This window comes from Oscillatoria sp. FACHB-1406, assembly GCF_014698145.1.
In the GTDB taxonomy this organism is placed as follows: domain Bacteria; phylum Cyanobacteriota; class Cyanobacteriia; order Cyanobacteriales; family Spirulinaceae; genus FACHB-1406.
In genome coordinates this window covers 44,223-57,481 of record NZ_JACJSM010000021.1, presented here as the reverse complement: position 1 = coordinate 57,481, position 13,259 = coordinate 44,223, and the positions used below count along the sequence as shown (strand labels likewise).

11 protein-coding genes and 1 riboswitch are annotated in these 13,259 nt (G+C 47.1%); of the genes, 1 reads left to right on the top strand and 10 read right to left on the bottom strand.

Translation table 11 applies throughout. The annotated features are described in order from the left end of the window. Positions 1-71 precede the first annotated feature (71 nt). The 10 genes from H6G50_RS18215 to H6G50_RS18170 all read right to left on the bottom strand — a co-directional run bounded on the left by H6G50_RS18215 (position 72) and on the right by H6G50_RS18170 (position 11,922). Complete coding sequence (locus H6G50_RS18215) at positions 72-1,919, bottom strand: amino acid permease (protein WP_190719379.1); 1,848 nt, start codon at positions 1,917-1,919, stop codon at positions 72-74. A 122-nt stretch (positions 1,920-2,041) separates the two neighbouring features. Further along, complete coding sequence (gene corA / locus H6G50_RS18210; protein WP_190719376.1) at positions 2,042-3,199, bottom strand: magnesium/cobalt transporter CorA; 1,158 nt, start codon at positions 3,197-3,199, stop codon at positions 2,042-2,044. A gap of 69 nt (positions 3,200-3,268) precedes the next feature. Further along, positions 3,269-3,877 carry an exopolysaccharide biosynthesis protein gene (locus H6G50_RS18205; RefSeq protein WP_190719373.1) on the bottom strand — a complete coding sequence of 203 codons (609 nt, stop codon included), beginning with the start codon at positions 3,875-3,877 and terminating at the stop codon, positions 3,269-3,271. A gap of 25 nt (positions 3,878-3,902) precedes the next feature. Beyond that, positions 3,903-5,240 (bottom strand): ArsB/NhaD family transporter, encoded by a 1,338-nt coding sequence (locus H6G50_RS18200; protein WP_190719371.1) that lies wholly within the window; start codon positions 5,238-5,240, stop codon positions 3,903-3,905. Between the two features lie 128 nt (positions 5,241-5,368). After that, positions 5,369-6,148 (bottom strand): nitrate ABC transporter ATP-binding protein, encoded by a 780-nt coding sequence (locus tag H6G50_RS18195; RefSeq protein WP_190719367.1) that lies wholly within the window; start codon positions 6,146-6,148, stop codon positions 5,369-5,371. Between the two features lie 64 nt (positions 6,149-6,212). Beyond that, a complete protein-coding gene (locus tag H6G50_RS18190) occupies positions 6,213-7,640 on the bottom strand; it encodes a CmpA/NrtA family ABC transporter substrate-binding protein (RefSeq protein ID WP_190719364.1) in 1,428 nt (475 codons plus the stop codon). 21 nt (positions 7,641-7,661) lie between these two features. Next, positions 7,662-8,498, bottom strand: coding sequence for a nitrate ABC transporter permease (ntrB, locus tag H6G50_RS18185; protein WP_199303203.1), 837 nt, complete (start codon positions 8,496-8,498; stop codon positions 7,662-7,664). A 93-nt stretch (positions 8,499-8,591) separates the two neighbouring features. Further along, a riboswitch (cyclic di-AMP (ydaO/yuaA leader) is annotated at positions 8,592-8,745 on the bottom strand. A 272-nt stretch (positions 8,746-9,017) separates the two neighbouring features. Continuing rightward, positions 9,018-9,884, bottom strand: a complete 867-nt coding sequence (locus H6G50_RS18180; protein WP_190719362.1) for a GNAT family N-acetyltransferase — start codon at positions 9,882-9,884, stop codon at positions 9,018-9,020. 112 nt (positions 9,885-9,996) lie between these two features. Next, a complete protein-coding gene (locus H6G50_RS18175; protein ID WP_190719360.1) occupies positions 9,997-10,941 on the bottom strand; it encodes a glycosyltransferase in 945 nt (314 codons plus the stop codon). 48 nt (positions 10,942-10,989) lie between these two features. Continuing rightward, positions 10,990-11,922 (bottom strand): glycosyltransferase, encoded by a 933-nt coding sequence (locus H6G50_RS18170; RefSeq protein WP_190719357.1) that lies wholly within the window; start codon positions 11,920-11,922, stop codon positions 10,990-10,992. 342 nt (positions 11,923-12,264) lie between these two features. Here H6G50_RS18170 and H6G50_RS18165 point away from each other — a divergent pair, with 342 nt between their 5' ends. Beyond that, on the top strand, positions 12,265-13,248 hold the full coding sequence (locus H6G50_RS18165; protein ID WP_190719355.1) for a glycosyltransferase: 984 nt from the start codon (positions 12,265-12,267) through the stop codon (positions 13,246-13,248). The last annotated feature ends 11 nt before the right edge of the window (positions 13,249-13,259 follow it).

The window sequence follows — 13,259 nt, the reverse complement described above, 5'->3', positions numbered from 1 at the left end:
CGATAGTATAGTATTGATTGAGGCAAACTTTGCCAGAATTCAGGGCTGTTATCCGAATGATACAGGTTTCTTCAGAGATAATATCGAACCGTTGTCACCACGCGACTGCCTTTAACGCGCAAAGCCGCGCGAACAAAAAATGCGGTTTGATTGTGCAAGATTTCTTCCCACCAATTGCGAGTAACAAAAACGGGAATAATAATCGTCGAAAAGATGCCGGAATGTCGCGTCTCAAAATATTGCACGAATTCGATGAGCGGCGTAACAATCGAACGATAGGGAGAGTCTAGAATAACTAAAGGAATATCCGATTCTAGCTCTTGCCATTTTTGTTCGAGGGCGGCACGGTTGGTACTGCCTGTATCGATGTGGACGGCAACAATTTCATCGGCAATGGTGCGGGCGTAATCGAGGGCTTGGAGGGTTCCTAGATGGAGTTGTCCGACTAAAACAATGGCAGGATGCGTTCCGACGGCATCTACCGGCAGGCGCGGCGGGCGCGGTATCGGTTTTATGCTGTTTATCTCCAACTTTGAGGCAACTATGCGATAGTGGCGGTGAATGGAAACGAAGAAGCAAACGAGTAAGGGAATCGCAACCACCACCATCCACGCCCCTAAACGGAATTTAGTCGCGACGATAACCGCGAGAACTAGAAGCGTTGTCATTGCGCCCAAACCGTTGATAAAACCACTCAATTGCCATCCTTTCTCGCGCAATTTAAACCAATGGCGCACCATTCCCGCTTGGGAAAGGGTGAAGGAGGTGAATACGCCGACCGCATAGAGGGGAATGAGGGCGTTAACTTGTCCTTTGAAAACAACGACGAGAATGGCGGCGGCGATGCTGAGGAGGCGAATCCCGTTACTATACACCAAGCGATCGCCCAGCAAGGCGAGTTGCCGGGGGAGGTAGCCATCGCGGGCGACAAAGTAGCAAAGCCTCGGAAAGTCGGCAAAGCTGGTATTCGCAGCCAACAGAAGGATGAATAAGGTGGAAACTTGTAGGAAATAGTAGAGTAAGCCGTTGCCAAAAATTTCTCGCCCTAAAACGGAGACGAGGGTTTCTTTTTCAACAGGGACGAGATGGTAGGAATGGACGAGGTAAGTAATGCCGAGGAACATCAGGCAGAGGATGCTGCCGAGGTAAAAGAGGGTGCGACGGGCATTTTTCCATTCGGGCGGTTTGAACACGAGTACGCCGTCGGAGATGGCTTCAACACCCGTTAGGGCTGTACATCCTGCCGAAAAAGCGCGCAGAATCAGGAAGATTCCGAGGGAACCGGAAGTAGCTTGGAGGGGTGCGGCGGCGGGAGGGGCAGGAATGCCTCCGGTGGCTTGTTTATAGAGTCCTAGGATAATCAGCAGGAAGATGCTGAAGATGAAGCTGTAGGTCGGCAGCATAAAGATTTTGCCTGCTTCGCGCACGCCGCGCAAATTAGCGATCGTTAACAGCGCGATCGCGCCGATACACAGCGGCACGGTAAAGGAGTGCAGGGCGGGAATGGCGGAGGTGAGGGCGGCAATCCCGGCGGAGACGCTGACGGTGACGGTGAGAATGTAGTCGATGAGGAGGGAAGCGGCGGCAATCAGTCCCGGATACAGTCCGAGGTTTTCGCGCGCGACGATGTAGGAACCGCCGCCTTTGGGATAGGCGCGCAGGGTTTGACTGTAGGAGAGGATGACGATACCTAAGAGTAGCGCGATCGCGCCTGCAAGGGGAAGGGAAAGCCCTAACGCTCCAGTTCCCGCAACGGCTAAAACCAGTAGAATTTCTTCAGTGGCATAAGCGACAGAGGAAAGTGCGTCGGAAGCGAGAATAGCCAGGGCAGCGAAGTTGCCCAATCTCTCTTCTGCATGGGCGCTGGTGGGTAGCGGTTTTCCGAATAAAAAGCGATTAATTTGCGAGAAGGTAGACACAGTTATTTAGTGATGAGTTAACCCGAACTTGTAGGGGCGGGTTGACCCGAAATGAAAACCTGCCCTTTCCGTTATCAGTATTGTAGGGGCGGGTTGACCCTAAAACCTATGCTGTTAAATCACTATTTTCGAGGGTGAATCGCAGAACTTTCAAACCAGCCTCGCCGCCAGAAATAAAGCGTGAAACCGCCCGTAGTCAAGAGCATAGCAGCCAAACATAGGGGGTATCCAAGATACCAATTTAATTCCGGCATATTATAGGGGGAAACTTGCGTATTAAAGTTCATCCCGTAAATGCCCGCAATAAATGTTAAAGGAATAAAGATGGTCGAGATCACGGTTAAGGTCTTCATCACTTCGTTCATCTTGTTGCCGACAGCAGAAAGATAGACATCCATCAAACCCGCAGCCAATTCTCGGTAAGTTTCGAGCATATCGATAATTTGTACCGCGCGATCGTAACAATCGCGCAAATAAATTCGCACTTCCGAACTTATCAGCGACGTTTCATCGCGCAGCAACGAATTAATTGCATCTCTTTGCGGCCAAATTGCGCGACGCAAGGCTAGTAATTCTCGCTTGACATTGTATATTTTTGTGAGAGTGTTGCGAGTGGGATTGAGAACGACTTCATCTTCGAGTTCTTCGATGCTTTCTCCATACGCTTCAAGAATGGGAAAATATCCTTCGATAATGGCATCCCAAAGCGTGTAGAGTAAGTAGTCGGCAGCCAATGAGCGAATTTTTCCTTTGCCGTAACGAATGCGATCGCGAACCGGATCGAAAGCATCGCGTTCTGGTTCTTCTTGCACCGTTAATAAGTAATGTTCTCCTAGTACAAAGCTCACTTGTTCGAGGAAAAACCCCGCTCGATTTTCTTTAAGGAGGGCCATCTGCGCGATCGCAACAACTTGATCGTCATAAATTTCAATTTTAGGACGTTGGGGAACGTTAACCACATCTTCTAGCACCAGCGGATGCAGCTTAAAAACCCGACCCAATTTTGTGAGCGTTTCTTCACTCCCCAAACCCACGACATCCACCCAAGACACCGACTCCGTATCTAAATACGTCGCGCATTCGTCTGGGGTTAAATTTTTCACTCGCACGGCTTTCTCGGTCGAATAATCGATTAAAACAATCTGGGATGGTTTTGCATTTTGCTCGATTACTAAAGTCCCCGGCAAACTTCCCGGACGTTCGATGAAGTAGTCAAATAAATCTTCTTCCTCTTCTCCGGGAGAGTTTCCAAGCTGTAAGGATGAATTTTTGTCAGTCATTGTTTTTCAGGGGAGGCGAATCGACAAAGTAGCGAAAGCGTTAATCGAGAAAAAGAAATCGACTCTCGCTTAACTCAAAAATTGAGCAGGAAGTAACTCTGGCGCGCGCCAAAGAGCATAGCCAAGAAAGCCAAAAAATGCCGTCACAAAAGCGCTCAGAACATAGCAAACTCCCATCAACAAACCATCCATCTCCAGGGTTGCTGCTGCTAACAGCAACATCGGCACAGCGGGCAAGGGATTGGTAAAGGGAATCGGCAACATTAATAGCACCGCCAACCAAGCTAAAAATAAACCGTTAATTCGCCAGACGTAGCGACTTTTCGCGATATTCGGCCAGCGGGGACGAGTTATTTTTTCTAGCGCGCGAGTGACGCGCCCTATATTTTGCAGCAGCGTTCCGATCAAAACGTTAGGAAACTGAAATCGGGAAATCCGCTTTGGCAACCAAGGTTTATTCTGCCCCAAAGCCATTTGCAAGGCGATTAAAAAAGCACCCGAACCTAAGATACTCGAGAGTCCCGGCGGCATCGGAAACAGAAAAGGAATAACTAAAAGGGAGATTAACAAACTGAAGCCGCGTTCTTCTGTTTCTTCAACAATTTCCTCAACAGTTAAAGGGTTGTGAGTCAAACGTTGTAAGAGAGATTCAATATCTTGGGAAAATTTGAGGTGCATTTTGAGAGAAGATAGAGAGGGTTAATTAAATTAAAAAGCGCACGGTGACAAACAGAGCAGCAGCGACAAGTTGCGCGAGCATAACTGGAATTCCGTAACGCAGAAAGGCATGAAAGGATATAGCTTTGCCGTGCTGTTCGGCAACGCCCGCTGCCACAATATTAGAAGATGCACCCACTAAAGTTCCATTTCCTCCTAATGTCGCTCCGTACATCATGGCATAAAAGAGCGGCAGCACTTCCGGGGGGAACTGTCCGGCATAATTAGGATCGAGGACTTCCGCGCCGACCAAACCGACGTTGACGAGGTATTGTTTGAGTAGGGGAACCATTGCGACGACGAGGGGAATATTGGGGACGACGCTGGAGAGGAAACCAACGAGGAACAGCAGCAAAATTGCACCGAGAGCAATATTTTTCCCTAAAATCGTCGCTAATATACCGGAAATGCTGTTGACGACTCCGGTTTTTTCGAGTCCGCCAATGATAACAAAGATGGACATAAAAAATAGGAGCGTACTCCAATCGAGATCGCGCAGGATATTACTGACCGTATCAATTTTAGTTTGTTGGGCGAGGAGTAAAGCGAGGGCTGCACCGAGGAGGGCGACCGCAGCGGGTGGAATCGGTACGGGGAGGGATTCGCCAATGACAAAGAAAACGAGGACGAAGGCGACGATAAAAATACCGAGAGTGAGGGTGCGGGGATGATTGATTTTAGGGCGGGGAAGTTTATCGAGATTTTCAAATTTTTGGTTCCATGTTTTGCGAAAGAGGATCGGCAGCAGCACTAGAATTGTAAGAACGGCAATCGCGCCGCCTAAACTCAGACGCAGGAGATAATCGGTAAAGCTTAAGTTAATCGAATCGCCGACAATATAAGTCGCGGGATCGCCGACAATTGTTAACAACCCGGAACTATTCGCCACGAACACCATTAAGATTAACAGCGGTACAAAATCGATCCCTAAATCCTCAGCGATGGGGGGAATTAAAGGCGCGAGTAACATGACCGTGGTTGCGTTTGGCAAGACCGCACAAATGGGTGTCGTAATGCCAACAATTCCCAACAGTAAGAGTTTGCCTTCTCCGCGCGCTAGCAGAATCATTTGCGTGGCAAGGTAATCAAAGACTTTAGTCGGCTCAAAAGCTCTCACGAGAACCATTACGCCAAAAAATAAGCCTAAAGTCCCGTGACTTTGGCTGATATAACCCACGGCATCATTTAAGGTCATCACGCGGGCAAAAATAAGAATTAATGCACCGAGGAAGGCGGCTACCGTTAAATGCAACCATTCAAAAGTAATGGCAACAATAACGGCGATAAAGGTGGATGCTGCAATAACTGACTGAATATTCTCCATCAATTTCTCCAAATCGCAAGAGCGGTTCTAGATAGAACTCAATGGAACTATACCAATCTTCCTTGATTTCCGAAAGTGCCGTGTCAATTTTTAAATTTTTTGAAGCGACTTTCACTCTCGATATTATGCTATTGATGTTGCTCTAGAAAATCTAAAGCTTGATTGCGAAGTTCGTAATATTCCCGAGAGTCCCGCAGTTCGTGACGATCGCGCGGACGAGGAAAAGAGACTTCTAGAATTTGACCGATCGCGGCTTTCGGTCCGCTCGTCATAAGAACTACGCGATCGGACATAAGAATGGCTTCATCGACATCGTGAGTAATCATCATAACGGCTTGTCGGTTATTTTCCCAAATTTCAAGAACTTGAACTTGTAATTTACCTTTCGTTAAAGCATCGAGAGCGCCGAAGGGTTCGTCCATCAGTAACATTTTAGGACGAGTAATGAGTGCGCGCGCAATCCCAACCCGCTGCTTCATCCCCCCCGATATTTCGTCGGGATACTTATCGGCAGCATTGGTTAAGTTCACCATTTCTAAATGCTCGTTAACCGAACTAACTTTTTCACTTCGACTAGCTTGGGTAAGAACTTCATCGACGGCTAAGCGAATATTCTCTCTCACGGTCAGCCAAGGGAGGAGCGCATAATTTTGAAACACCATCATGCGCTCGGAACCGGGCTTGCGAATTTCTTTACCGTCGAGCGTTACTAATCCCGATGTTGGTTTTTCTAGACCGGCAATAATCCTCAGCAGGGTAGATTTTCCGCAGCCGGAGTGACCGATGACGGAAATATATTCTTTTTCTCCTATGGTTAAATTAATGCCATTGAGAATAACAGATTGACTGCCATCGGGCTGGGGGTATGATTTGATTAAGTCTTGAACGACGAGAAAGTTGGAATTCATAAAACTCTGGATTAGTTCGACGTGCGGTTTTACGGATAGGGTTTGAACGATCGATTGACAACATTTAAGAGAGGAAAAAAGAACGAGGCGCATTGGCTCGAATTTCAAAACTGTTGAGGTAGCCGACGGGATTGCTGGGATCGAAGGCTTTGCGATCGATAAATCGTTCGGCCGGTTCGAGCTTGTAATCTTCTTGGGGACATTGAATTCCCATTTCTGTGGCAATCTCCCGATACAAGTCGGTTCTCCAGGCTTTGCGGGCGATTTCTTCGGCATTTTTAGGAAATTCCGGGAGTTGTCCCCACCGAACCGATTGCGTCATCAACCACAAGCTTTGCGACTGCCACAGAAAGGTGGAATGGTCGCCGGGAACGGTGGCTAAGTGAGGCGGCAAGTCGAAGAATAACGTCGTTTCGGGGGTTTTAATGAGGCGTTCCCGACCGTCAAAACCGCCGTAGTTATAGTCGCCGACGATCCCCGGTCGGGTAAATTTATCAATGGGCGCGCCCGGTTTTTTTGGTTTTGCTCCGGTAAAAGCGCGATCGGTAATCAATTTTGCGACTTCTTCGCGATTTTCGGGCTTGCTGCAATATTGGCAAGCTTCGATGATGGCTTTAACTAAGGAACGATAAGTTTTCGGGTTGTTGTCAATGAAAGATTCGCGAACGGCTAAAACGCGATCGGGATGTCCTTCCCAAATTTGTCGGCCTTGAGCGAAGGTAAAGCCGACTCCTTCATTGCCGCTAATGGCTCGAGTGTTCCACGGTTCGGCCACCATATAAGCCTGCATTGACCCAATTCGCATATTGTTCACCATTTGGGGCGGGGGAATGATGACAATCCGAAACTCTTTGGTCGGGTTGATTCCCATTGAAGCTGCGAGGTAGCGGACGAAATATTCGTAAATGGAGGAACTGAGAACGACCGCCCAAATGCGTTGGTCTAGGGGTCTTTTTTCAAAGAAGGCGCGCAATTCTCCACCGAATCGTTCTAAGTCGCCGTTGTATTCCTGCAAGGGACGCAAGCCTGCATCCCACATCTCGCGATTCATCGTCATTGCATTGCCGTGGCGATGAATGGTCATGGCGGCGCATAACGGGGCGTGGCGCGCTCCTTCTGCGCCGGTACGGGCGTTGGTTACGGCCCCGGAGACGACGGGCGAGGCATCGAGTCGTCCGAAAATCAAGCCGTCGCGGGAGTTGGCCCAACTGGCTTCGCGACTGAGGGTGACGTTTAATCCATACTTGCGAAAGAAGCCTTTGCTCCAAGCTACAGCAAAGGGAGCGCAGTCATTAACGGGAACGTAGCCAATTTTAAGATCGGGTTTTTCGAGGGTTTTTGGGTCGATCGCGGGTTCGATCGCTAGGGCTTCTTCGCTTAACTTTTGCGGGGCGCGGTTGGTACTCGGGGCGCACGAAGAGAAAGCCATTGCACCCGCGATCGATCCCAACCCGAGTAATGCCTCGCGTCGAGTCCAATTTTTCTGATTCATTTTTGACGCTAACCTCTGGGTTTAGGAACGAACGGGGCGATGAGTAACCCAGCCTTGTAGGAGGGCAAGGAGATAGTCGAGAATTAAGCCGGTTAAGCCGATGACGAAGACGGCGAGGAAAACGGAACTAACGTTTAAGCGATTCCATTCATCCCAAACAAAAAAGCCGATTCCGAGTCCTCCGGTGAGCATTTCGACGGCTACAATCACTAACCAAGCGATGCCTAAGCTGATGCGCAAACCCGTAAAAATATAGGGCAAACTGGCGGGCAAAATGATTTTTGTAATTCGTCTCCAGTTGGACATTTCGAGCATTTGAGACACTTCTAGATAGTCTTTTGGCACTCTGGAAACGCCCAAGGCGGTGTTAATGATGGTAGACCACAGGGAGGTGATGAAAATGACAAAAATTGCGGAGGGTTCGGCGAGGTTAAAGATAGCCAGCGCGATCGGCAACCAAGCGAGGGGGGAAACGGGTTTGAGAAGTTGAATAATCGGATTGATGATTAATAGGGCGGTGCGAGACATTCCGATTAAAAATCCGACGGGAAGGGCAACAACAGCACCGAGCAAAAATCCTAAACTTACGCGTCGCAAACTCGCCAGTAATAGCCAGCCGATTCCTAAATCTCCCGGTCCGCGTTGATAGAAGGGGTTTAAGATATAGTCGAGATTTTTGAGGAGTGCTTCGGCGGGCGTGGGCATCATGTCGCTTCGGAAAAGCGCGATCGCCCACCACAATGCAATCAAACCAATAAATCCTAGTGCGGGAAGCAAAACGGTATCTTTCAGCACGACGGGCTTAAGCCGTTTCCATGCAGCTTGCCCCGCAATCGCGATCGCGGATAAGTTCATCATTATTTAAATGCCCTCTTTGTTACGAATCGGTTCAAAAAACCGAGTAATAGAAACCCGGAATCCTGATGAGGGTCAATTTAAGATTTTGCCTCTTCAGTCTTCACTCAATGCCTGCGGAGTTAGCTGACGGGCTAGGACTGAGAGATGTCCCTTTCGACTCCCGAAGAAGTCTGAAATACGCCCCAAAAATGGTTCCTCCGCTCTTACTTCCCAATTCGGGGAAGCTTCGATTAGGCTGACTCGATATGATTTAGCAAGTTACTATAGCATAGGTTAAAGATTTTTTCAATCAGCCATCGCAAATTTCTGGGGGATTTTTAAGTTTTCGTAACTTATGCAAGATAAAGGCTTATGGGTACGAGAATAATTGCGCTTTAAAAAGTGAGTCTAAATTGGCATTGATAACTTGAGAAAATTTGTTAAAAATGCTGCCTTTAGAATAAAAATTAAAGATGATGAAGTCGTGCAAGTAATTTCGGCTCTATAGTCAGTTTATAAAGATAAACTCGAGCGACTTCACTAACCGAGTTCCAAGGTGGTAACGCCAAAGATGCGATCGACATCAACCGTAGGCGTTCTACCGCAGTACATACGGATACAAGTAAAGACGGGCTGCAACTCATATTTCCGAGTTAGAAAAGTCATAGCGGGATTAATATCGGGGATGTCCAGGAATATGGGTTGCGGACTAGCGCAAGCGTTTAAGGCTCGAAAAATACATTCAGCAATTTCGCGATTATCGGCAAACAAAGGGCCGATTTTGTAGCCGCGAGTGCAGGGACGAAGTACGCCGTAACCTTTCAATATTCCATTCTCTAACACGCCATAAGCCGCCCCACCTTCGATGGCGATCCAAGGTTGGAGAAACTGAGGACGGCTAGCCGGAAACAGTTCGGAATCGTAACGCAGGACTTCTTCAAAAGGGACATCTGCGAGGGGAATAACCTCGGTTGGAATGGTTCGATAATTGGCAGTTTCGCCCATAAAACGAATATGCCGATAAGCTGAGTTAAAACCACTTTTCGCGTAGGTGCTTTCCCTTTCTACCACGCTGTCTAAACCGATGCTGCGTTGCCCTACATCCAATCTTTGGGCTAACTGCTGCCAAGCAGCTTGCCAAATTTGTTTTCCGTATCCCCGCCCTCGCCATTCTGGTTTTACGATATACAGTCCGATAAAAGCGAAAGTGCGATCGTAACAAACCGCAGAGATACAAGCGATCGCTTCGCCATTAACTTCTCCGACGAGGAACCCGGCGCGATCGCTTGCATAGAAGGCGATGGCATCGTGCAGTCCAGGATTCCAACCTTCTGCTGCTGCCCAATCGAGCGCAAGCTGTAAGTCTTTTGGCTGCATCGGTCGGATGTTTAAGGAATTGTTCGTCATAGCTGCTTAATCTATTTCTAGATTCCGAGTCAACGTTGATGGGGTTAGCCGCTCAATGGCTTAATTTTACCCTTTATTGTCGGTCAGAAATTGAGCTTTTCCTAGCAGCTATTTAAGTTTTATTTCGCTTAGCTAATAATCGTTTAAGCTGCTCGGGCGAGATGAAACCCGCGATCGCGCTTTTAACGAGCATAATCGCGGCAAACTTTGCTTCTTTAGGGAGTTCGGGTTCGTATTTGATATAGTTTAAGGTTAAGCGCAGTGGCTCCCAAGAAGCTTTGGAGATCGCGGCTGCATCTAAGGCTTTCCAGGCTAAATATTTATAGAGGTTGGCGAGGCTGCGTTTTTTGAGGGATTGGTAAGAAGGTGGGGCGGCAGCAAAGGCGCGATCGATAACTCGTAAAGTCTGCATTTCTTGTCGAGTTAAATTAGCCGAAGAAGAAGTCGCAGAAACTCGATACAAAATTTGAGGTTCTGGCACGACGGCAAAATGATACTGTCGAGCTAAACGCAACCACAAATCCCAATCTTCTGCGGGCGGTAAAGAGGGTTCAAATCCTCCGACTTCTTGTAATGCCTGTTGTCGGATTAAAACATTAGAGCCATTTTCTATGAAATTATTAATTAAAAGTTTGTCATAAACATTGCCTTCGACGTTAATATGTCTTCCTGATTGTAAAAAGTTGTCATTTTCATCAATATAATCCGTCCAGCTATAAACGACGGCAGCTTCAGGATTATTTTGTAAGGTTTGGAGTTGAGTTTCGAGTTTATTTTTTGTCCACAGATCGTCAGCGTCGAGAAAGGCGATATAGTCGCCGCTAGCGCGTTCGATTCCGCGATTGCGGCTGACGGCTTGACCGGCATTTTCGTAGGAAAATATTTTTAGGCGGCGATCGGGAATTTCCTGGCAAATTTTTAAGGTATCATCGGTTGAGCCATCGTTGATGACAATAATTTCAAAATCTGAGTGAGTCTGAGCGAATACTGACTCTAAAGTTTTCTTTATCGTCGAGCGGGCATTGTAGGCAGGAATAATGACTGAAACTGATGGCATGATTTAAATTTAAACTGAATTACAGCGCTCTATATTAATTTTGTTGTTTTAGCGATTAAATATCTTTCTAAATTGCGGCGGACTTAACAACAACATTCCTACAATTCGAGCTAATATTCCGCCCATTACTGAGGGTTGTTTCAGCAAACTAGGATAATAACGCAGGTAGTTCAGGAAGCAATACCAACTCGCTTTAGCATTTTGCCGAGATGGGTTGCCCTCCAGCGCTTTAAACATCAAATATTTATAAAGATTCTTGAGTGTCTGCGTTTTTAAATGATTTGACAAGTTGGGGTTGCGAGAAAAAGCGCGATCGAGAATGATTCGGCATTGAGCTTCTTGATTTAAGATGTTAGCAGACATCGAGCTTGGCGAGACTCGATATAAGATTTGTGGTTTGTCAACGGCAACAAATGGATATTTTTCGGCAATTCTGAGCCACATATCCCAATCTTCTGCTGCTGAGAGGGATTCATCAAAATCCCCCACTTCTGCGAAGATGCGAGTCTTGATAAGAGCGTTAGAACCATTTTCTAAAACATTATTGACCAATAGTTTCTCAAATATCTCTCCCTTTTCGCTATTATGACCGCCAGAAAATAAAAAATTACCCTCAGAATTAATATAATCTGTCCAGCTATAAGCAAGAGCCGCTTCCGGGTTATTTTTTAATGATTGCAGTTGCAATTCCAACTTATCCGGAGTCCAAAGATCGTCGGCATCAATGAAGGAAATATAATCCCCTTGCGCGCGCTCGATGCCTCGGTTTCGGCTGGCGGATAGCCCAGCATTAGGATAGGAATAAATTTTTAATCTCGCATCTTTAATTACATTAACTTTGTCTAAGGTTCTATCTTTTGAACCATCATTAATGACTAAAACTTCGAGATTGCAGTGAGACTGCGATAAAACCGAGGCGAGGGTAGCTTCGATCGTATCTTGACCGTTATACACTGGGATGACAACAGAAATTAGCGTCATGATTGTCCTAAGTCGAGCGATAAGAGAAGAGAGTTACAGGTTGAGAAACAATATTTGTTGGCTTAGGTTAGACTCAAGCTCGATCGTAACCTGCGTTCAGCGCGATCGCGATCGCGCGCCTCAAAATTTAACAAGCGTGCCGAAGTTATCTATTCCTTCATCGAAAATTTGAGTCTGAAACCCCGTCCTTCGACAGGATCGGGCTTTGCCGTGAGTTCAGAACTTATAAAGCGGTAAGCAGGTCAAGTTGCATAACCTCGCTTGAGAGGGCAAAATAGGAAAGAGGACGAGCAATTTCTCCCCGACTGGGATTGTGTTTGTACGCGAGTAGGAGTAAAAATCGTGCCGCTTATTTCTGTATTAATCTCCGTTTACAATGGCGAAAAGACAATTCGAGAGACGCTTGAATCCGTCTTAGCACAAACTTTTTCCGATTTCGAGATTGTGATTATCAACGATGGTTCTACTGACTCGACAGTAGAGGCGATCAATAGCCTTGGCGATTCGCGAATTCACATTTTTTCTTACCCCAATGCTGGATTGAACGCGAGTCGCAACCGCGCGATTTCCCACGCAGAAGGCGAGTACGTTTCGTTTTTGGATGCTGACGATTTGTGGACTCCGGATAAGTTGGAATTGCAACTGAAAGCACTGCAAGATTATCCAGAGGCGGCTGCTGTCTATAGTTGGACGGATTACATCGATATCGAGAGTAAATTTTTACGAACCGGACCGCACCACAGTTTTCAAGGAGATGTATTTGCTAAACTACTCCTAGCAGATTTTATTGGGAGTGGCTCGAATCCCTTAATTCGTAAGTCTGCCTTTGCTGAAGTGGGAGATTTTGATACCTCGATTAAAGGCGGGCAAGATTGGGATATGTGGGTGCGTTTGGCACGGCGCTATCCTTTTGCTGTCGTGCCATCGGTTCAAATTTTGTATCGTCAATATTCTACCTCTTGGTCGGCGAATGCCCAGCGACAGGAACAGGGATGTCTGCGAATTATTGAAAAAGCGTTAGCGGATGCACCGGAATCGGTGAAGAAGTTACGCAAAGATATCCTGGGAAATCGTTACAAAGAATCGATTATTGATGCGCTGGGAAAAGTGGCGGGACGCGATCGCGCTCTATTGGCGTTAAGATATTTAGCGACGGCGATTTATTACGATCCTCGTTTATTGCGATCGCGCATTCTGCCCACGCTCTTGTTTACCATTGGTACTCGCCTAATTTTACCACCCGATCGCGCCCAAAGTGTTTTAGAACGCTATCCCAACCTCTCTAATATCTACGGAATTTTCGGCTATATTCGTTGGAGTGATTAAACCGAGGACAT